The following is a 21,252-nucleotide window of genomic DNA, read 5'->3' as shown; positions in this document are numbered from 1 at the left end:
GGAGAGAGAGCATGATCAACCGCCAACCGGGACGGCCGATGAAGGCCAGGCCACGGATACTGGAAACCGCCTGCGTTCTGTTTTTGCAGCAGGGCTTGGATATCTCGTTGGACGAGATAGCCAACGAGGCGGGAACCACCCGTCAAACCTTATATAATCACTTCCCGAGCAAAGACGCCCTGGTGCTGGAGACGTTCAACCATCTTATCGAGAAGATGCAGCCGCCGATCGCCGCCATTTTGGCTCAGGAGAGTATGGATTTACCGCAGGTGCTGGCGCGTTTCGCTTCGGTGGTGCAGGCGCATTTTTTCAGCGTTGATAACGTGCATTTTCAGCGGCTGATGGTGCAACTGCTGTTGCAGAAACCTGAGTTGTACGCCACGTTGCGTGAACGCAATGCCGGACGGGTGCTGCAGGCATTTGTGAAAATGTTGGAACAGGCGCGGCAACATGGGCGAGTCCAATTTGCTGATGCGCAGCCTCAGGCTATGGCATTTCTGGGCGCGGTGATGGGGTATCCGTTGCCGGCAGCTCTGTTATCCGACCAGTGGCCGACGCCGGAACAGTTGCAACAGATGGCCGAAGCGGCTATCACCGCGTTTCTTTTAGCCTGGCGATATTCGCCGCCGGCCATTACCGAATAACGAAAGAGAACGTGATCCTGGCGCTTTGCTGCATACGCAAAGCCACGGCCGGTATCGCCGCCCGCGCGGATTATCCTGGCTGGCCGACAGTGACCAGCAATCGGGATGCCGTGAGAACCAAGGGAAAGCGACAAGCGGCTTTCCATCAATACATCAATAAACAGGCCGCCGTTCGGCGGCCTGTGGGGTTAGCCCAGATTCAACCGGGCGGTGATGTCGGCAATCTCGCGGCGCCAGCGCGCCTGAAGCGCCGGTTTCTGGTGCTTGGGCTTGCGCGCCAGGTCGTCCTCCAGTTTGCTTTCTAGGGCCAACAGCGCGGCCAACAGCGCTTCTTCGTCTTCCAGCCGCTCGTGCGGCGTCGGGCCGTCTGCGGTGGCCTTGCCCGCCGTCGGCAGCGCCGGCGCTTCGCCCGCCAGGCGTTGATACACCGGCGCCAGATCGTGCCACTCCTCCAGTTTTTGCTGGTCGATCAGCCAAAAGCGGTTGCAGCTTTGTTCGATCAGCATCCGGTCATGGGTGACCAACATGACGGCGCCGGCGAACTGGCGCAGCGTTTCCGCCAACTCTTCTTTGCCCGCCATATCCAGGTGGTTGGTGGGCTCGTCCAGCAGCAGCAGCGAATGGTTGGCCAGCGTCAGGCCGACGAACAGCAGCCGCGAACGCTCGCCGCCGCTCAGCGAACGGATCTGCTGATGATGGCGCAGGTAAGGGAAGCCGGCGCCGATCAGCGCCATTTTCCGCTGTTCCTCGGTCAGCGGCGCAAACTGCGCCAGCGCTTCGCTCAACGTGTCTTCATCGCGCAGCTGTTGCAGGCTCTGATCGTAATAGCCGATGCGCACGCGCGGGTGGAAGATCGCCGGGCGTTCCGTGGGCTGCTGATACGCCTGCCACAGCAAGCGCAGCAGCGACGATTTGCCGCAGCCGTTGCGCCCGACGATGGCGATGCGATCGCCGCTTTTCACCCGCAGATGTGCCAGGCTGAACAGCACCGGCGCCTCCGGCGCCGGGCGCACGGCCCATTGCGGCAGCGCCAGCAGGCGATCGGCGTCCAGCGCCTCTCCCTGCAGTCGCAGCCGCCACGGGCTGCCGGCGGTCAGGGTGGTCTGTTCTTCCTTCAACCGATCGACGCGCTTTTCCATTTGCTTGGCTTTGCGCGCCAGATCTTCGTTGTCATAGACCTTGCCCCAGGTCGCCAGACGTTTGGCGCTTTTTTCCACCCGGTCTATCTCTTTTTGCTCGGCCCGACGGCGGTGCTCGTCCGCAGCGTCCTGTTCAGCCAGCGCCTGACGCGCGGCGGAGCAGGGCAAGCGGAAAAACTGCAGCGTTTTGTCGCGCAGGATCCAGGTACAGTTGGTCACCTGATCGAGCAGATAGCGATCGTGCGACACCAGCACGAAGCTGCCGTTCCAGCTGCGCAAGAACTGCTCCAGCCACAGCAGCGTGGGCAGATCCAGGTGGTTGCTGGGCTCGTCGAGCAGCAGCAGATCGGGCTGACGGATCAGCGCGCGCGCCAGCAGCAGGCGGGTGTGCTGGCCGCCGCTGAGGGTGCCGGCGGTCAACGTCCACCTCGCCGGTTCAAACCCCAGCTCGGCGAGCAGCGCTTCACAGCGCCAGCGTTCGCTGAGGTGTTGGCTCGCCGGAAGCCGCGCCAGCACCGCATCCAGCAGAGTGCAGGCGTGCAGCTCGGGCGGCAAGTGTTGTTCGATGCGCGCCATCAGGCATTGTTGTGACAATGTCACCGTTCCGCTGTGGATGGGCAGGGCGCCGCTGAGCAGTTGCAGCAGGGTGCTTTTGCCGCAGCCGTTGTCGCCGATCAAACCGATGCGATCGCCTTTTTTCAGGGTGAAGGAAATCTCGCTCAGCAGGACGCCGAACGCGTTGTCGTAACCGACAGATTGTGCAGACAGTAGTGTGCTCATTGCTTACTCAAGAGTTACAGGCATGACAATGCCTATCGTCAAACATCGCTGACGACAACCCGGTAAGCCGGAGGGAAGATCCTGGATTTTAGTAAGCTTCGCTCAAGCTGGGTTATCGCAGCACGATACCGGTAATGCTTGAGCGGCGACGATTACCAAAGAAGTGTGAGTGAAAAAACAATTCACACGTCAGCATAGTAAGTCTCCTTTTATTGGTTGCAGGTTAATCGGTGGCTGGAGTATAGAGCGCCTTGTGCCGTATCGCCAGTGTAAAAGCGCCTGAATAATCAGCAGGCTAAGGAGGGCGCGCGCGCGTGGCACACAATGGGAATAATTACTGTATTTCGGCCGACATTAAGCAGCTATTATAATTAGCGTTTATGGTTAAGCGACGGTTCATCCGCCGCCTGTTCGTCTGTCTATCAGATAATGATGCTGAGCACTGAATTTATGTTAAAGCCTCGCCCGTTCCTGCTGTTGTTGTTATTGCTGTTTGGTTTGCAACTGACGCCGTTCGGCGCCGTCGCCGCCGCCCAGGATGATCCCGCCGCCGAAAGCGCGCCCGATCCCGCTACGCAGCTGAAAGCCGCGCAAAAGCAGTTGGACAGCATGAAGCAGCTGGTTTCCAAAGCGACCACCGATAACCAGCTCAGCAAACTGCGGCTGGCGACCGACGATCTGGTCGCCAGCATGGAAAAGCTCGCCACCGATCTGCAACCCGAGCAGGACAAACTGAAAGCGCAGCTGGACGTCCTGGGGCCGGCCCCGGCGGCCGGCGCGCTGCCTGAAACCCCGGCGGTGGCCCAGCAGCGCAACGCGCTGAACAACAGCAAGAAACAGCTGGACGATGCGGTAAAACGCGCTCAGGCCATCAAGACCAGCGCCTTCGAGCTCGGGCAACAGATCGGCGATCTGCGCCGGGTGGCGTTTAAAACCCAGCTGGCGCTGAATACCGGCAGCATTCTGGGCATCAAATTCTGGGCGCCGGTGCTGCAGCCGTCCGAAAATGACGTGCAGCGGCTGGATCAGTTCAACGCCGAGATGAAAGCGGCCTGGGATGCCAGTTGGCAGGACGAGTGGCGTTACGGCACGCTGGCGTTGTTGGCGCTGGCGGTGATTGTCTGGTCCTGGGGGCGCTATTTCTCCGAGCGTTTCCTCGCCTGGGTCAGCATCCGTTTCCTGCCGGACGGGCGTCTGCGCCGCAGCTTTATGGCGCTCGTCACCGTGGTGGTGACGGTGATCACCACCTCTATCGCGCTGAACCTGCTGTATTACGTCTTTGTTCGCGTGCAGCCGCTGCCGGTGATGCTGGAGGACTTCGCCGAAGGCTTTAACCGTCTGGGGATTTTCTGCGCGCTGATCGCCGGGCTGGGGCGTGCGGCGCTGTCGCTGAATCGCCCGTCGTGGCGCTTGGCTTCCATGGATAACGAGGTGGCCGCCGGGCTGCGTTACTTCTCGCCGCTGCTGGCCGGCCTGGCGTTGGCGTTCGGCACCGTGGAGCTGATCAACAACGTCGTCAGCGCCTCATTGGCCACCACCATCTTCGGCAACGGCCTGGTGGCGGGGCTGATCGGCATGGTGCTGCTGGCGGCGCCGCTGCGCGGCCAGCGCATTCGGCGCCGGCTGGAACAGCAGGGCGCGCACCTGGAAAAACGCACGCTGGTCAGCGGGCTGGTGCACCTCGTCACCCTGGTCTGTTCGGTGGTGATCCTGTTTTCCCTGCTTATCGGCTACATCGCCTTCGCCCGCTTCCTGACCTACCAACTGATCTGGGTGGTGCTGGTGCTGATGGCGTTCTATTTTATGGTGCTGTTCGCCACCGATTTGTGCGCCGCGCTGTTTTCGCCGCAGACCGTCAGCGGCAAGATGCTGAAAAAAACGCTCAGCTTCAAGGATCGCCATTTGGAGCAGATGGCGATCATCACCACCGCGCTGGCCAAATGTTCGCTGTTGCTGTTGATGATTGTCTCGCTGTTCAACGGCTCGTTCGGCAGCACCACGCCGGGCTCGCTGATGGAGAAAATCGTCTCCATCCTGACCGGTGAAGGCTTGCAGCGTTTCAACATCGTGCCCGGCAACCTGCTCAACGCCGTGATCTGCCTGGCGATCGGCATCTATATTCTGCGCGCGGTGCGGCGCTGGCTGGGATCTGAACTGCTGCCGAAAACCATCTCGGACGTCGGCATCCGCGCCTCGCTGGTGACGCTGTTCAGCAATATCGGCTATGTGCTGGTGATACTGATCACCCTGGCGGCGCTGGGCATCCAGTGGAGCAACCTGGCGTGGATCGTCAGCGCCCTGTCGGTCGGCATCGGTTTCGGTTTGCAGGAGATCGTGAAGAACTTTATTTCCGGCCTGATCCTGCTGACCGAGCGCCCGGTGAAGGTGGGGGATATGATCGGCATCGGCGGCGTGGAAGGCGACGTGCGGCGCATCAACGTGCGCGCCACTGAAATCCAGCTCAGCGACCGCTCCACCATGATCGTACCGAACTCGCAGCTGATCTCGCAGAACGTGCGCAACGCCACCATGGGCAACGCGCAAGGGGTGGTGACCATCGCGCTGACGTTTCCGACCGACATTGATCCGGAGCAGGTGCGCAATATTCTGCTTAACGCTTACCACGAATACGAAAACATCCTGGAAACGCCGGCGCCTTACGTGCGCTTCAGCCAGCTGGGGCCGGACGGCATTATCCTGAGCGTGACCGGCTATGTGCCGAGCCCGCGCATGGTCGGCGCGACCAAGAGCGAACTGCTGTTCAACATCCTCAAGCTGCTGCGCGCGCAGCGTGTCAGCCTGTCCAGCCCGCAGGAAGTGGTGTTTATGAAGCAGCAGGCGACGCGATATCAGGCCAACGAAGAGGAACACTCCTCCTAGTTCAGCCCTGAGGCGGCGGGCCGTTAAGCGACGGCCCGCCGAATGCGGCTAGTACATCGACGGCTCCACCGATTGCGAACAGTCGCTGTTGGCGCTGGATTTGGTGCAGGTATAAGGCTCATTCGGCGAGGCCGAAGGCGCATTCGACGGGCCGCCACCGCCGCCGATGCACCCGCTCAGCATCAGCATCAAAAACACGAGAATAATCTTCTTCATCTCACCGTCCTCCATTGCGATTCCTCCCTTAAGTATATGTCGGGAAAGCGAACGGCACCGCTCGCCGGTGCGATCTATACAGCGGTATCGGTAGTGTCCTGATATCTCCTGATGACTTACGCGATACAGCAGACCATAAGTCCGCGGGTGGAGTCACACACAAGACGGATCACTTTGCTATACAACGGTTGTTCCGTTCAGCAATATGTGTGTAAATCTGCACATTCGGCTCCTGGCTGTCTCTCTGCTATCGCTCCGTGATTGTCCATTAATGCACCGCACAGGGTAGTACGCCATACTGGTGGAAAACGTTATGCGACCAGTAAAAGTTGGGCAATAGCGCCGAAAAGCCGATCGCCGTTGGTCTAAATACTCGGGACATCGCCGATCCATAATGTCTTCTGAACAAGCTGGAGGATTGCAGGAGTCTGATGAAGAACGCCTATGAAAAAAACATCGAGCCAAAACCCGACCTGACAATGGGTTTTTTGCTGATGAAGCAATTTACGCTGGCTTCGGTTGCCGGCCTGGTGGAATCTCTGCGCTTTGCGGCGGATGAATCCTTCTCCAGCCGGCAGATTTTTTGTCAGTGGGAGTGGATGACCTGCGACGATCGGCCGGTCACTGCCAGCTGCGGTTTGCCGGTATCACCGACTGCGAAGCTCGATTTTTCCAGAGACTGGGACTATTTCGTGGTCGCTGGCGGATTGCTCGAAGAGACTCGCACCCCGCCAGAATGGTTGTTACAGGCGCTGCGGGATCTGCACGCCCGCAATATTCCAATCATTACGCTGTGCAGCGGAGCGTTCGTTGCCGGTAACGCCGGGCTGCTGGATAATCATCACTGTGCGATCCACTTCACTACCCGCGACGAGTTTCGGCTTCGTTTTCCAAAAGCCATTCCGGTAATCGACAAAACCTATATTAAAGACGGCGGGATTATCTCCTGTCCGGGCGGCATGGCAATTGACCTGGCGGCCGATCTGATCCGTCAGCATTGCGGCCTGGTACGCTCGCAGAAGGTACTGAAATATCTACTGATGGACGCGCCACAACCTGCCGGAAAGACGAAGCAGAAAGCCCCGCTTAATGCGCCGGATGTGTATGAGAACGAACGGGTCAGTAAGGTCATTGAATTTATGAAACAGCACCTTGATTCACCGATCCCGCTCGCCGACGTGGCGGATTTTGCGGGTGTGACCTTTCGTCAGCTCAATCTGATATTCACCAAATGCACTGGCCACTCAGCAGCCGTTTACTGGCGCAGTATGCGGTTGGAGCAGGCGCGGAAGCTGATGACCGATTCAAGTAACAGTATTAACGAAATTGCCACCGCGACCGGATTTTCGGACGCGTCGCATCTCATTTCGTGGTTTCGTAAGCAATACGGTGAGACACCGAGTTCGTTCCGCAAGCGACGCAGGGAAGTGGAAAAGTTGGTGAAGGAGTAAATAGGGCTGCAGTTATGCAGCCCTGGTGAATCAAAGAGAGTGTCGTTTCGGCATGACCCCCTGCATTGAAACCTTGTTACGCGGAGGTTCCTCCTCTAATGAGGAGGCGTCTTCCAGACTGCGTGCATTGGTTTCCGGTGCCATAAACCACGACACTATCAGACCAAAGAAGGTGATCGCTGCAGCGATATACATCGTCGGACCAATCCCAATATTCTGCAACGAAAGCGGCACCAGCCAGGTGCCCACCGCCGCGCCGATGCGCGACAGCGACGTCCCTACGCCTACGGCACCGGCGCGAATTTCAGTCGGGAAGATCTCATTGGGATAGACCAACTGCAGCACCTGCGCCCCTCCGATGAACAGCGCGTACAGACCGAACATCAGCAGGATCACCGCAGACGGACCATCACGCAGAAAGCCTAGCAGCAACAGCGCAAGGCCTGACCACAGGAAACTGTGCAGCAGCAGCTTACGGCGTCCCAGGACATTAATCAGGCGAGTCGCGATGACGCAGCCCACCACGAACAGCAGGGTAATGGCAACGGATCCATAGGATGCCCAGTTGCCCCTGAGGTGCAGCGCATCCAGCACCTTAGGGGCAAAGGCATAGACGGCAAATACCGGAATGACGGAGCAGGTCCAGAAAATCGCCACAAACGCCATGCGCTTGCCGTAACCGGAATGGAGCAGGTTGGCAAAAGAAAGGTTTTTGCTTTCAGCCTGTACCGGTAAGTTATCCAGACCAAACTCAGGGCCGTAAACGCGGCGGATGATCGCTTCTGCCTCGGCATGGCGGCCTTTACTTAACAGCCAGCGCGGGGATTCAGGGGTGCCCAGACGCACGATGAACAGCAGAGCGCCAATGACGGCCGTACTCGCCAGCGTCAGGCGCCAGGCGTCAGGTCCACCAAAATTAAGAATGGCTTCGCCGGCCAGGTACGCCACGGCTGCGCCTGCGAACCAGAGGATGGTCAGCGTCGCGAGGCAGGGGCCGCGGTTTTTCTTCGGCAGAAACTCCACCAGGAAAGCGGTCGCGACCGGGTATTCAATCCCGACGGCAACGCCATTCATAAAGCGCAGCGCAAACAGCACTTCACCGCTTTGCACCCAGTATTGCGCCAGAGAGCAGACGACAAACAGCGTCGGCCCAACGAAATAGAGTACGCGGCGGCCAAGACGGTCAGTCAGCGCACCGCCGATAAAACCACCGAAGAAGATACCGATCAGCGCCGAGGCGGCAATCAATCCTTCCCAGAATGCGCTCAGACCTAGTGCAGGTGAGACTTTCATCATGGCGATGCCGATAATACTGAGCACGTAGCCATCGACAAAGGATCCACCTCCCGAACGCACGGTCAGCAACCGGTGAAAGCGGTTAAGGGGAACGTCTTCTACAGAAATGGTATTTGACATGGTAACTCCTGTCTTTCCCCGATGTCGTCGGATTAACGGCCTGCAACGGGTACACGAAGCCATTGCCGCTAATCCGACGATCGCGGTTTAAATGTAGGTCAGGTAATATTGTTAAATCGAACGTAATGAATATTTTTTCTGTTAATTTTGGTCGTTCATTATAAATACTCCTCCGGTGCAGGATGGTCGGGTAAGATGTTTTTTATTATTAGGGCCTTACTTACTTTCTTTTATTACAGGTAAGGCTTTCGGCGCAGAACGGCGGGTAGACCACCAGCAGAGCAGCGAGCCCAGGCTCACCATGGCAGTGCCTTGCCAGAACGCGATGTTCAGGTGTGACTTCAACATAACCGCAGCCAGTACCGCCGAGATAATCGGGATAAAGTACGAAGCGGCCGCCAGCACTGTCACATTGCCGTGTAGAATGCCGACGTTCCAGGCGGCATAACCAAACCCCATGGCGATGGCGGCCAGCAATAAACTTATCCATGTATGCCAGGAGAGAATAAATTCTGGTTGCGGGGAAGTGAGGTATTTCCCCCATAACGTCAGTGCGGTCAAAATAAAGAACAGGGTAATGCCGTTATTGCCATTGGCGATGATTTTGGTGACCACGCAATATATTGCCCAAATAATGGCACCACTAAATGCCAGGCCATAACTGAGCGGATTTTCCATTACGTTATGGGTCATCTCAGTGAAAGAGAAACCCTGTTCGCCTCCTAATACCCGGCAAATTCCGGCGACGGCTAAAATGACGCCCGGAATAATCAGCGGGCTGGTCTTTTGTCGGTTCACGATAACCGACAGTAATATGGTCATACTCGGCCAGAGATAGTTCACCATCCCGACCTCAATGGCCTGACGGCCGGAATGGGTGAAGCCCAGCGACAGCGACAGACAGAGTTCATAACAGACAAACAGGATGCTGCCGAGGATCAGATAGCTCGGTGGAAACAGCCGCAATTTCGGGAAGCCAACGGTGAATAACAGCAGGACTGCGCTACAGGTATAGATCAGCGCCGCACCGCCCACCGGGCCAAAACCTTCGCTCACGCTTTTAATCAACCCAACGATTGCGCTCCACAGCAGGATGGCTATCAGTCCGATGAACGTCGCTTTTTTCTGGGGCATACCCTGTACCTCTATTTACATTTCCATCACAACCGAACCGGCTTGCTGTTAAATTCTGGTTAAATCCAGACTTAAAGCTATGCCTCCGTATTGGTGCTGTAAATATGTCTCTGGAGGCAAAAATTCCGGAATGTGATCGTTATCTGAAATCATGTATAAAATTACTACATCAAAATTTAGTTCTTAATTTATTGATTATTAATGATTAAAAATAACATCGGTGTAGGATTTTACTACTCATTGGTATTTACGTTGTATTTTCAATGTATACAAAAAATATTCATTCATTGACCCCTTTCACATCTGTGTGCAAATTCTTAACAAACGCAGCCTCGAGCTGCTGAACAGACCATCGCGGTCGTGAATCCCCCCCTGGAGGTTATCGTGTTGACATTTGAAGGTATCTACACCCCGGCAATTACCCCTTACGCGGCCGATGGCAGTATTGATTTCGCCCGCTTTGCGGATGTGCTGGAATCCCTGATTGAAGCTCGAGTTCACGGCATCATCATTGGCGGTTCAACCGGCGAATACTATGCCCAGAGCGCCGAAGAGCGTAAGGCGCTGGCCGAGCATGCGCGTCAAGTCATTGGCAACCGTCTGCCGCTGATTGTTGGAACCGGGGCAATCCGTACCGAAGATGCGGTGGACTACGCGAAGCATGCCCGCGAGATTAAAGCCGACGCTATTCTGGTGACCTCGCCGCCGTACGCGCTGCCTACAGAGCAGGAAAATGCCCATCACGCGCTAACAGTGGATAAAGCCGCGCAGCTGCCGATCATGCTCTACAACTACCCAGGCCGTATGGGGATCACCATGGGTGAAACCTACTTCCGCGAGGTAAGCCGCTCGTCCAACGTGGTCGCCATTAAAGAAAGCTCGGGCGATTTCAATAACCTGCATCTGCTGGCCTGTAAATTTCCGAACATTGCGCTCTCCTGCGGCTGGGACGATCAGGCGCTGGAGTTCTTTGCTTGGGGAGCACGCAGCTGGGTGTGCGCCGGTTCTAACTTTATTCCGCGTGAACATGTGGCGCTGTATGAGGCTTGCGTAGTGGAAAAGGACTTCGCGAAAGGCCGCAAAATTATGGCCGCCATGATGCCGCTGATGAACTTCCTCGACGGCGGAAAGTTTGTGCAGTCCATCCGCTATGGCTGCGAATTGAACGGTCTGACCTCGGGCCAGGTGCGTGCGCCGCTGCAAAGTCTGGACGAAGAAGAGAAAGCACAGCTGAAAGTGGTGATTGCCGGGGTGAAACGCAACGTGGCTGCGGCCACGGCGGCGTAAGGGGGCGAAATGAAACAGCTTCAGACACTCAACGATGTAACGCGCTTGGCGCATGAACTTACGCTTCCGGACAAGGCGTTTATCAATGGCCGTTTCGCCCCGGCGCGTTCCGGTAAAACCTTGACGACGTACAACCCGGCGACCGGTGAAGCCATCGTAAATCTTGCTGCCTGCGATGAATCCGACGTTAACGCGGCGGTGAGCACGGCTCGCACAGCCTTTGAGGCCGGAAGCTGGAGCAAATTGGCTCCGGGCGAACGCAAGGCGGTGCTGCTAAAACTGGCGGCGCTGATGGAACAGCAGCTCGCATCGCTGGCTGTGCTGGAAAGCCTCGACAGCGGTAAGCCGGTCAGCGAGTGTCTGGCGGTGGACGTACCGGAGACTATCCATGTGCTGAAGTGGCATGCGGAAGCCATCGACAAGCTTTACGACCACACGGCGCCGGTAGGCAATAATGCGATGGCGCTGATAGTGCGTGAACCGATTGGCGTGGTGGGCTGCGTTCTGCCGTGGAATTTCCCGCTGCTGATGCTCGCCTGGAAAATTGGCCCGGCATTGGCGGCAGGGTGTTCGGTGGTGGTGAAACCGGCTGAACAAACGTCTCTGACGTCGCTGCGCGTGGCTGAACTGGCGTTTGAAGCGGGCGTTCCTGCGGGGGTATTGAATATTGTGACCGGTACCGGAAAAGAAGTCGGCGAGCCGATTGGTTTGCATCCGGATATTGATATGGTGAGCTTTACCGGCTCCACCGCCACCGGACGTCGCTTCCTGCACTATGCGGCGGAATCCAATCTCAAAAAGGTCGTGCTGGAGTGCGGCGGCAAAAACCCGGCGCTGGTGTTTAACGATGCCGACGATATCGCTGCGGTTGCCGGACATGTGCTTAACGGTGCGTTCTGGAACATGGGCGAGAACTGCTCCGCGACCTCGCGCCTGCTGGTGCAGGAAGATGTGAAGGAGGCGCTGTTGGCGGAAATGGCGAAGCAAATCGGTAACTGGACGATGGGTAACCCGTTCGATCCGCGCAATCGGCTGGGTGCGATGATCTCTCCTGAGCACTTTAGTAAGGTGAGCCGCTATCTTGATATCGCGCGCCAGGAAGGGTTACCTATTCTGCACGGAGGTAACACGAAGCAGGGGGCTTACGTGCAGCCGACCATCATCGATGGCGTGACGCCGGAAAGCGCGCTGTTCCGGGAGGAGATTTTCGGCCCGGTGCTGTGCGTCACCACGTTTAAAACCGAAGGCGAGGCCATCGCGCTGGCCAACGACACCCCATACGGCCTGGCGGCGTCGGTTTATACCGGCAAGCTTAATCGCGCCATCCGCGTTTCTCGCGCTATTCGCGCCGGAACAGTGACCGTGAACTGCTTCGGAGAGGGGGACGCAACCACGCCGTTTGGCGGCTACCGGCAGTCCGGTTTTGGCGGTCGCGATAAATCAGTGTTTGCGCTTGACCAGTACACCGAGCTGAAGACCATCTGGGTTGATGTTGCTGAAGACGACGCCTGAAGCCGTGCTTCGCGGCCTGGAAGACAGAATCCATTTCTATTTCTGTCTTCTGGTGGCGGTGGGGCTGTCGAAGAAGCTGGGACGCATTACCTCCAACCGGCAAAAAAATTCCTTTATTATTAAATGGCTAAAGAATGCTCGGGAGATGGGATCTTTCCATCAGTGCGCCGACAGTGAAATTGTCTGGCTGCGTGGGGAGATCCTGCGTCATTCGCCCGATCGGGACCCGGAACCGGTTCTGATGCTGATTTACCGGACAGCCAGTAAAATGCACAGAACGTGATCGCCGTTGCGGATAAATTTTGCCGTAGCTTACCTTTATCTGTAGGTTAAGCAGCATCATAGTTAAGCATCACGGGTCGATTTTCAGGAGGCGGTAATGAGAACGGGTAAGACAGCGCTGTACGAGGATCTCAAGCGGCTTATCTTAACGATGGAACTCGACCCGGATGAGCTGCTGGATGAAGCCAGTCTGACCGCTCAGTACGGCCTGTCACGGACACCGGTGCGCGAAGTGTTTCAGCGCCTGGCAGGTGAAGGGTATCTCGAGATCGTTGAAAAGCGTGGCGTACGCGTGATTCCCATGAGCCATGCCACGCTGCGCAACTTTTTCCTGGTGGCACCGATGATCTATGCGGCCACCGGGCGCCTTGCAGCTCAGCACTACAAACCCGCGCAGTTGAAGGCGCTAAAAGAAACTCAAAAGCGCTTTCGCAAAGCGGTTCAGAGCCATGATGTCGAAGCGTTGGCTCTGGAGAACAACCGCTTTCACGAGATCATGGGGGAAATGGCGGCTAACCCCTATTTGCAACCGAGCCTCGGACGCTTGCTGATCGATCATTGTCGTATCGGTCACACCTTTTTCCGTCCACGTAATGATGACATGGAGCGGCGTTTACAACTGGCTGCCGATCATCACGATGCGTTTATCGTCGCACTGGAAGCGCACGATGAGCAGGCGGTAGTGGATCTGGTGTTCGAACACTGGGAACTCTCCCGGGAAAACATGGAGATCTTTATTGCGCCGCAGGGACTCAAGGCCGATGAGCGTATCCAGTCACCTGAATAACCCCACCTGATGGCGTGCTCCCAGGCATTCGCTTGGGGGCTACTTTCAAATCGTAACACGCCCTGAGCGTTACTCGCTCGGGGCTTTTCCACGTCCAAATTAACCTGGATTTAACTATTTTTATACTTGTTGTATACATGAGATATTCATCACGTATTCATTTTTTCGACATGGATAACATGAGTTCATACCGCGCTTACTGACCTGCTAAGCGCAAAAGAAAAATAACAGCGAACCGGAGTAAACAGCGTGCAAAAGATCACTTCTCTCCCTGCTGATGACGCCCTGCCAGGGTGGTATCACACCAGCCCATCTCGCCCCCCACGGCCTGCTCACGTGGGGCAAAAACACGCTCGCTGGGCCATTGTGGGGGCCGGGTTAACCGGGCTGGCAGCCGCCCGCCAGATGGCGATCCACTTTCCTGACGATGAAATTGTACTGATTGAAGCGCAGGAAGTGGGCTATGGCCCTGCCGGGCGCAATGCGGGTTTTGCCATTGATGTGCCGCACGATATCGGCGCCAAGGACTACATCGGCGATGTCAAAACCGCCAGGCTTATCCTGCAGCTCAATACGCTGGGGCAGAACTATCTGCGTGCTATTGTGCAGGAGCACGGAATTGAGTGTCAGATGTCAGAATCCGGGAAATATCAAGCTGCCGTGGGCGAGCAGGGCGTGGCGATTCTTGAGGCCTACCGCCGCGGGCTAGAGAAGATTGGCCGTGAAACGCAGATGATAACGGGCGAGGAGCTACCTGACCACATCGGCACCCGTTACTACAAACAGGCGCTTTATATTCCCGGCACCATCCTGCTGCAACCGTCGGCGCTGGTGAAAGGGCTGGCGAACAATCTGCCATCGAACGTGACACTTTACGAGTATACGCCGATCACGGCTATTAATTATGGCGACAAAGTGACGCTGGTGCATGACAAAGGCAGCATCACGGCAGATAAGTTGATTCTGGCGAACAACGCATTTGCGGCGCACTTTGGCTTCCTGCGCGGACGCCTGCTGCCGACCTTCCTGTACGGTAGCCTGACCCGCCCGCTGACCGCCGATGAGCAGACCCGGCTGGGCGGCAAACCGGTCTGGGGCGTTATCCCCGCGCATCCGTTTGGCAGCACCGTACGCCGGACGGTAGATAACCGCATACTGGTACGCAACAGCTTCAGCTTCCACCCAGATGGTCGTCCGCGCGAGCACCATCTGAAGAACTTTATCGCTAACCACCGTAAATCCTTTGAGCGCCGTTTTCCGACGCTTGACCAGGTTGATTTCGCCTATTCCTGGAGTGGGGCTATTTGTCTGTCGGAGAATCATGAGGGTTTCTTCGGCCAGCTGGCACCCAACGTGTACGGCGCGCTGTGCTGCAACGGGTTGGGTATCACGCGCGGCACGGCTACCGGCAAACTGCTGGCGGATATGATTGCCGGTGAGCGCAATGAGTTGATCGACTTCCTTGTGGCGTCACCGGGCCCGAATAAAACCCCGCCGGAGCCGTTCCTCTCCATCGGCGTTAATTCAGTACTGAAATGGGGGCAATATAGAGCAGGCTCAGAAGTTTAGTCTTTCTCACCCGAACCATCATCGTTGCCGCGCGTTTACTGGAATGCCCACGAAACCAACCAGACCGCCATGCGGCTGTATGACCAGATGGCGGAGCGCCCCGGTTTTGTGATGTACCGCAAGGCGCTTTGACGTGGGGGGAAAAAATCTCCGCACATCGCCCAATCTTATTTTACTTTTTAGGAACAAGACGGCGGTTTTTGCCGGTGTCAGGCCGTCTGGGGCGCGGCTGCTTCAGCAGTTTCTGCGCCAGACGAGCAACTGCCGTCAATACAGTGATACACAAATATATTTTCCCTTGATGAATAAACAGGTGCTCGGGCCGCTAAAACTGGCAATAATAGGCGGGTCGGCCGCTTATCTTCTCCTCATCGTCGACGGTTGTGACACGAACAGATTGTCACCTTACACAGCAGAAGTCTCTGGATCCAAGATGCAAACCACCTCGTTGTCCGATACCCGGAAAATCTGGCCCGCACTCACCGTCTTTTTGTTGGTGTTCGCGGCTTGCCTGCTGGGCATCGTCAGCCGTCCCGTCGGATTTTTGGCGGTATTCTGGCCGGTCAACGCCGTACTGCTGGCGGTTCTGGTGCGCTGCCCGCAGTGGGCTACGCGCGCCGGCTGGGGCATGGCGGTGCTGGGGTATCTGGCGGCGGATCTGCTGACCGGCAGCTCGCTGCAAAAGGCGTTGCTGCTGAACGCTGCCAATCTGACCGGCGTGGTGGTGGGGTATCTGCTGTTCATGCGGCTGTCGCCGCCGGCGCGCATGCTACAGCGCGGCGCCTCCAGTATGTACCTGTTCGGTATTTGCCTGGCCGCCGCCGCCGCGACCGGTGTAGTGGGCGCGGGAGTCTCGCAGTGGCTGTTCGGCAGGCCCTATTTAACCTCGCTGGCGCTGTGGTTCTCGTCCGAATTCACCAACTACGTCACGCTGATGCCGTTTATTCTGGTGTTTCCCGCTGATTGGCGCTATCGCCTGCGCGTGGCCTGCGCCATGTTGACGCAGCGCAGCCAATGGCCGCAGGCGGGGCGGAAAATGGCGGTGTTGGCGCTGCTGGCGCTGGCGGCGGTCTGCAGCGTGCTGATCGGCGGCCCCGGCGCGGTGATCTTTCCCATGCCGGTGCTGCTGTGGCTGGCGATGTCCTTTTCGCTGTTCAGCACCATGATCGCGGTGCTGGTTTATGTGCTGTGGTGCCATCTGGCGATCGATTTCGGGTTACTGAGCACCACGCTCGACATGAAGGTGCTGCAGAACACGGTATCGATGCGTTTGGGCATCGCGCTGCTGGCGCTGGGGCCGATTGCCGTCGCCAGCATGAACTATGCGCGCAACGCGCTGTTGCGCACGCTGGAGCACGTGGCGAGTCACGATGCGTTGACCCACGTGCTGACGCGCAATGCGTTTATGCAGCGCGGCGAGCGAGTGATAGACCAGAAAGGCGAGCTGGTGTGCGTCATGATGCTCGACATCGATTACTTCAAATCGATCAATGACCGTTTCGGCCACGCCGGTGGCGATCAGGCGCTGATGGCGTTTACCCGTGCGATTGCCGCCGATCTGAGCGTCGATGATCTGTTCGGCCGCATGGGCGGGGAAGAGTTCGCCATCGTCTCGACGCTCGGCCAGCCGCAGCAGGGGGTGCAGCTGGCCGAACGGCTGCGGCAACGCATTGAGGCGGAATCGATCACCATGCCGGCCGGCCATCCGCTGCAGATCACCGTCAGCATCGGCATGGTAACCTGCCCGGGCGGTTCCGGCCACAGCCTGGCCGACCTGCTCAAACTGGCGGATCTGGCGGTATACAAAGCGAAAAACGCCGGCCGTAACCGGGTCGCCACGCCGGAATCTTGCCCGCCGAACGATCCTGACCGCTGAACTTCCGATCCGTGCCGCACGCCCGCCGTCTAAACTGGTAGGGGGCGCGGACTACTTTGCCCGCGCTGAACCGACTGTCCTTAATCAGACAAGAGGATATCAGAATGAAATACGTAGACGGGTTTGTGGTGGCGGTGCCGGCCGCCAATAAGGAGGCATATCTCCGGTTGGCGGCCGCAGCGGCGCCGCTGTTTAAAGAGTTTGGCGCCACGCGCGTCGTGGAGTGCTGGGGCGATGATGTGCCCGACGGCAAACTTACCGACTTTCGCGGCGCGGTGAAGGCGCAGGAAGGCGAAGTGGTGGTGTTCAGCTGGATAGAGTACCCCTCCAAGGCGGTGCGCGACGCCGCCAACGAGAAAATGATGAACGATCCGCGTATGAAGGCGCTGGGCGAGATGCCGTTTGACGGCAAGCGCATGATCTTTGGCGGGTTCGCGCCGATCCTCGATACCTGAAGGAGGCGCAGATGGCCAGAATTACGCAACATCTGTGGTTTGAAAAAGACATGGAGGCGGCGCTGAATTGCTATGTCGCGCTGATCCCCGGTTCGTCCGTGAACTGGTTTTCCGATCTGCCGGCGGATACGCCGAGCGGCCCGGCCGGCAGCGTGAAGCTGGCTTCCTTCACCCTGGGCGACCAGCGCTATGCGGCGATCGAAGCCGGGCCGTTGGATCCGTTCAACCACAGCTTCTCCGTGATGGTGGAATGCGACGATCAGGCGGAGGTCGACCGGCTGTGGGACGCGTTGTGCGTGGGCGGCGAGGCGGAGCAGTGCGGCTGGCTGCGCGATCGCTGGGGGTTGTGCTGGCAGATCGTGCCGCGGCGCCTGACCGAGCTGATGAACGATCCCGACGCCGCGCGCGTGCGGCGGGTCACGGAAGCGATGCTGCTGATGGGCAAAATCGATATCGCCGGCCTGGAAGCAGCGGCGCGGGGTTAGCGGATAAAAGATGCATCGAGAGCGCAGCACTTAACGCATCGGCGCTGGTTTCTCGGCATTCCCGGCGGCATCGCCGCGAAAACCGGCGGTGCGCCGATTTTGCCGGGCGTGGCGGATATTCTGATCTGGTTTGGCGTCGCGGCCGGGTAGCGCCGCGCTTGCATCAATCTGTTGCATCTCAAGCTCAGTATTTATCATTTGTCAGCCGCCGGCGTTCGCGGCATGGTGACGGCAACGCCAAATCAGTCAGGGACACTTATGCAAAAATCACAGATTCAACCGTGGGTTGCGCAGCACCCGCTGTTGCAACGAATGGTCGCCCTCGAGCCTATCACCTGGTTCAATCCGCGCGCGACAACGCTGGCCGCAGGCTTGCCCCATGTCGGCCTGACCGCCGCCGACGTCGCCGCCGCGGAGCAGCGCCTGGCGCGCTTTGCGCCTTATCTCGCCGTGGCCTTCCCGGAAACCCGGCCGACAAAGGGGATCATCGAATCCGAGCTGGTGGCGATCCCCGCCATGCAGCAGGCGTTGGACCTGCGCTATGGGCTGCGGCTTGGCGGGAAGCTGCTGCTGAAAAAGGACAGCCATCTGCCGATCTCCGGCTCAATCAAGGCGCGCGGCGGCATTTACGAGGTGCTGACGCACGCGGAGACGCTGGCGCTGGAGGCGGGGCTGCTGCAGATTGGCGACGACTACGCCCGGCTGTTTTCCGACGAGTTTCGCCAGTTCTTCCGCCAGTACCGCATCGCCGTCGGTTCGACCGGCAACCTGGGGCTCTCTATCGGCATCATCAGCGCCCGACTGGGGTTTGACGTCAGCGTCCACATGTCGGCGGATGCGCGGGCGTGGAAGAAGCAAAAGCTGCGCGACAACGGCGTCACGGTGATGGAGTACGCCGAAGATTACGGCGTGGCGGTCGAGCAGGGGCGCAAGCAGGCGGCGAGCGATCCGCTCTGTTTCTTTATCGATGATGAAAACTCGCAAACCCTGTTTCTCGGCTACGCGGTGGCCGGCGGCCGCCTGAAACGGCAGTTTGACCAACAGGGCATCGTGGTGGACGCACAGCATCCGCTGTTCGTGTATCTGCCGTGCGGCGTCGGCGGTGGGCCGGGCGGCGTGGCGTTTGGCCTCAAGCTGGCCTTCGGCGACCATGTTCACTGCGTTTTCGCCGAGCCGACTCATTCGCCCTGCATGTTGCTCGGCGTTTACAGCGGGCTGCACGACGGCATTGCGGTGCAGGATCTTGGCATCGATAACCGCACCGCGGCGGACGGGCTGGCGGTGGGACGCGCCTCCGGCTTTGTCGGCCGGGCGATGGAGCGCCTGCTGAGCGCGTTTTACACCCTGAGCGACGAAGAGATGTTTGCGCTGCTCGGGCTGTTGGACAAGCACGAGCATATCCAGCTGGAGCCATCCGCGCTGGCCGGCATGGCCGGGCCGTGGCGCGTTGCGGCCCAAGCGCGGCAGCTCGGCGAGCAAGGCGTGAGCACAGAGAGCCTGGCGCAGGCGACGCACCTGGTGTGGGCGACCGGTGGCGGCATGGTGCCGCCGGCGGAAATGGCGAAGTATCTCGCCGCCGGGCAGGCGTCTCTGAGTCAATAAGGGCGTTTCTTGCGCTCGCTCCCTTTTTAGAGGGCGAGCGCCGTTCGAAAAGCGACTGTGCCTTCAGGCCTATGGTCAGCGCCAAACAGGGCAGCGTTAATGTTTCTAAAATGTTAATTGAATCACAAACCCTCATTCTGTGGTAACGGAAAAAACAACCCCATCCCATTAATAGTAAATAAAATTATTTTATTTACCGTCCTCTGATGTTCGTTTATCGCACGCTTATTGTTTTAACAATATTGAAGCATTCGCCGTGGGGTGGTTTGATTTAATTGTCGATTAACGAACTATGTTCCGATAATCGCACAAATTAACCCTCTTGCCGGTACGCAGCCGGTTGTTCTGTGCGGTGAGGGTTGCCGCACCCCCTGAGGAGCAAGCCATGCCACACGATAACAACGTAGAAATCCGAGGGTTTATCGATGACCAGCCATTTTCTCGCTACCAGTGGTTGATACTGGTTTTGTGTTTCTTGGCGGTAGCGCTGGACGGCTTCGATACCGCCATTATCGGTTTCATTGCCACGTCGCTGGTGCAGGAATGGGGAATAGAAAAAACCTCTCTGGGGCCGGTGATGAGCGCTGCTTTGGTCGGCCTGGCGGTGGGCGCGTTGGCCGCCGGGCCGTTGGCGGACCGTATCGGGCGTAAGAAAGTGCTGGTGATCTCGCTGCTGCTGTTCGGCGGCTTCAGTTTGTTGACCGCCTTCGCCGGCTCGCTGTCGACGTTGACGCTGTTGCGTTTCCTGACCGGGCTGGGATTGGGGGCGGCCATGCCCAATGCCGCCACGCTGATGTCGGAATATGCGCCTCAGCGCTGCCGGGCTCTGATGGTGAATCTGATGTTTTGCGGTTTTCCTCTCGGATCATCGCTGGGCGGTTTTTCTTCCGCCTGGCTGATCCCGCATTTCGGCTGGCAGAGCGTGATGGTGCTGGGTGGCGTTATGCCGCTGCTGCTGGCGCTGGTCTTGATCGCCGCCTTGCCCGAATCCGCGCGCTTTATGGTTGCGCGCGGCTATGCCGCACAACGCATCGCCAAAGTGTTGAAGCGCATTGCGCCACTGCCAAAGACGCCGCATTTCATGTTGCAGGAAGAGGGGCAGATAAAGGCGGCCTCGCCGCTGGGGATGATTTTTTCCCGTCGCTATCTGCTGGGCACCTTGATGCTGTGCCTGACTTACTTTATGGGGTTGATGATTTTCTATCTGCTGACCAGTTGGCTGCCCCTGTTGATCCGTGAAACCGGCGCTTCCGTCACGCAGGCGTCGCTAATCACCGCGCTGTTTCCGCTCGGCGGGGGGCTCGGCGTATTGATTATCGGTTGGTTGATGGATCGCATGAACCCGCACAAGGTGGTGGCCGTCGGCTATTTGCTCACCGGCCTGTTCGTCGGCATCATCGGCTTTGTCTATAGCTACCCGCCGCTGATGGCGATCACGGTGTTCATCGCCGGCACCTGCATGAACGGCGCGCAGTCATCCATGCCGGCCCTGGCGGCCGGATTTTATCCCACCCAGAGCCGGGCGACCGGCGTGGCATGGATGCTCGGTCTCGGGCGTTTTGGCGGCATTCTGGGGGCGATGAGCGGTGGTGCGCTGATGCAGCTGTCGTTCAGCACCATATTCACACTGCTGGCCATCCCGGCGCTGATCGCGGCGCTGGCGTTGATCGCCAAGCACCTTTCCGGCTACCCGGCGCTGCCGGCGCCGCTCAATAAAAATGCTGTGAGGGAATAATA

General features: G+C 58.2%; 18 protein-coding genes. 13 read left to right on the top strand and 5 right to left on the bottom strand.

Annotated elements, in window-relative coordinates:
• Positions 1–11 precede the first annotated feature (11 nt).
• A complete protein-coding gene (locus ACJ8HH_RS08125) occupies positions 12–644 on the top strand; it encodes a TetR/AcrR family transcriptional regulator (RefSeq protein WP_060451590.1) in 633 nt (210 codons plus the stop codon).
• A 188-nt stretch (positions 645–832) separates the two neighbouring features.
• Here the strand turns inward: ACJ8HH_RS08125 and ACJ8HH_RS08120 are convergent, their stop codons facing one another.
• Entirely contained in the window at positions 833–2,563 is a 1,731-nt protein-coding gene (locus ACJ8HH_RS08120; protein WP_060451589.1) for an ABC-F family ATP-binding cassette domain-containing protein, read from the bottom strand.
• 450 nt (positions 2,564–3,013) lie between these two features.
• Between ACJ8HH_RS08120 and ACJ8HH_RS08115 the strand changes: the two genes are divergently transcribed.
• Positions 3,014–5,443 carry a DUF3772 domain-containing protein gene (locus ACJ8HH_RS08115; protein WP_048322081.1) on the top strand — a complete coding sequence of 810 codons (2,430 nt, stop codon included), beginning with the start codon at positions 3,014–3,016 and terminating at the stop codon, positions 5,441–5,443.
• Positions 5,444–5,491: 48 nt separating this feature from the next.
• On the opposite strand, the gene ACJ8HH_RS08110 is transcribed toward ACJ8HH_RS08115, so the two are convergent.
• On the bottom strand, positions 5,492–5,659 hold the full coding sequence (locus ACJ8HH_RS08110) for a hypothetical protein (RefSeq protein ID WP_164550866.1): 168 nt from the start codon (positions 5,657–5,659) through the stop codon (positions 5,492–5,494).
• A gap of 431 nt (positions 5,660–6,090) precedes the next feature.
• On the opposite strand from ACJ8HH_RS08110, the gene ACJ8HH_RS08105 reads away from it, so the two are divergent.
• A complete protein-coding gene (locus tag ACJ8HH_RS08105; RefSeq protein ID WP_060425778.1) occupies positions 6,091–7,110 on the top strand; it encodes a GlxA family transcriptional regulator in 1,020 nt (339 codons plus the stop codon).
• A 30-nt stretch (positions 7,111–7,140) separates the two neighbouring features.
• On the opposite strand, the gene ACJ8HH_RS08100 is transcribed toward ACJ8HH_RS08105, so the two are convergent.
• The gene (locus ACJ8HH_RS08100) at positions 7,141–8,526 is read right to left on the bottom strand and encodes an MFS transporter (RefSeq protein WP_039566025.1); all 1,386 of its coding nucleotides are present in this window, start codon (positions 8,524–8,526) and stop codon (positions 7,141–7,143) included.
• A 216-nt stretch (positions 8,527–8,742) separates the two neighbouring features.
• The gene (yddG, locus tag ACJ8HH_RS08095; RefSeq protein WP_060425777.1) at positions 8,743–9,660 is read right to left on the bottom strand and encodes an aromatic amino acid DMT transporter YddG; all 918 of its coding nucleotides are present in this window, start codon (positions 9,658–9,660) and stop codon (positions 8,743–8,745) included.
• A gap of 384 nt (positions 9,661–10,044) precedes the next feature.
• Here yddG and ACJ8HH_RS08090 point away from each other — a divergent pair, with 384 nt between their 5' ends.
• The 8 genes from ACJ8HH_RS08090 (at position 10,045) to ACJ8HH_RS08055 (ending at position 17,913) form a co-directional block, all read left to right on the top strand.
• On the top strand, positions 10,045–10,947 hold the full coding sequence (locus ACJ8HH_RS08090) for a dihydrodipicolinate synthase family protein (protein WP_197766206.1): 903 nt from the start codon (positions 10,045–10,047) through the stop codon (positions 10,945–10,947).
• A gap of 9 nt (positions 10,948–10,956) precedes the next feature.
• Positions 10,957–12,459 (top strand): aldehyde dehydrogenase, encoded by a 1,503-nt coding sequence (locus tag ACJ8HH_RS08085; RefSeq protein WP_033648379.1) that lies wholly within the window; start codon positions 10,957–10,959, stop codon positions 12,457–12,459.
• A complete protein-coding gene (locus tag ACJ8HH_RS08080; RefSeq protein WP_048321600.1) occupies positions 12,437–12,742 on the top strand; it encodes a hypothetical protein in 306 nt (101 codons plus the stop codon). The genes ACJ8HH_RS08085 and ACJ8HH_RS08080 overlap by 23 nt, the downstream gene beginning before the upstream one ends.
• Before the next feature lie 96 nt (positions 12,743–12,838).
• Positions 12,839–13,528 carry a GntR family transcriptional regulator gene (locus ACJ8HH_RS08075; RefSeq protein ID WP_033648377.1) on the top strand — a complete coding sequence of 230 codons (690 nt, stop codon included), beginning with the start codon at positions 12,839–12,841 and terminating at the stop codon, positions 13,526–13,528.
• A 249-nt stretch (positions 13,529–13,777) separates the two neighbouring features.
• Positions 13,778–15,097 carry an NAD(P)/FAD-dependent oxidoreductase gene (locus ACJ8HH_RS08070; protein WP_033648376.1) on the top strand — a complete coding sequence of 440 codons (1,320 nt, stop codon included), beginning with the start codon at positions 13,778–13,780 and terminating at the stop codon, positions 15,095–15,097.
• Positions 15,098–15,530: 433 nt separating this feature from the next.
• Positions 15,531–16,973: a GGDEF domain-containing protein gene (locus tag ACJ8HH_RS08065; protein ID WP_033648375.1), complete on the top strand. Its 1,443-nt coding sequence runs from the start codon at positions 15,531–15,533 to the stop codon at positions 16,971–16,973.
• A gap of 104 nt (positions 16,974–17,077) precedes the next feature.
• Entirely contained in the window at positions 17,078–17,428 is a 351-nt protein-coding gene (locus tag ACJ8HH_RS08060) for a DUF1428 domain-containing protein (RefSeq protein ID WP_060426124.1), read from the top strand.
• 11 nt (positions 17,429–17,439) lie between these two features.
• Positions 17,440–17,913 (top strand): VOC family protein, encoded by a 474-nt coding sequence (locus ACJ8HH_RS08055; protein ID WP_033634598.1) that lies wholly within the window; start codon positions 17,440–17,442, stop codon positions 17,911–17,913.
• A 30-nt stretch (positions 17,914–17,943) separates the two neighbouring features.
• Here the strand turns inward: ACJ8HH_RS08055 and ACJ8HH_RS08050 are convergent, their stop codons facing one another.
• Complete coding sequence (locus ACJ8HH_RS08050; protein WP_154618214.1) at positions 17,944–18,090, bottom strand: hypothetical protein; 147 nt, start codon at positions 18,088–18,090, stop codon at positions 17,944–17,946.
• Between the two features lie 81 nt (positions 18,091–18,171).
• On the opposite strand from ACJ8HH_RS08050, the gene ACJ8HH_RS08045 reads away from it, so the two are divergent.
• A complete protein-coding gene (locus tag ACJ8HH_RS08045) occupies positions 18,172–19,515 on the top strand; it encodes a D-serine ammonia-lyase (RefSeq protein ID WP_060426127.1) in 1,344 nt (447 codons plus the stop codon).
• A gap of 385 nt (positions 19,516–19,900) precedes the next feature.
• Positions 19,901–21,250, top strand: a complete 1,350-nt coding sequence (locus ACJ8HH_RS08040) for an MFS transporter (protein WP_060451588.1) — start codon at positions 19,901–19,903, stop codon at positions 21,248–21,250.
• The last annotated feature ends 2 nt before the right edge of the window (positions 21,251–21,252 follow it).

The organism is Serratia sp. CY32780, assembly GCF_052169135.1.
Taxonomy (GTDB): domain Bacteria; phylum Pseudomonadota; class Gammaproteobacteria; order Enterobacterales; family Enterobacteriaceae; genus Serratia; species Serratia sarumanii.
The sequence above is the reverse complement of the archived record's forward strand: the minus strand, read 5'-3'. Positions and strand labels throughout refer to the sequence as shown.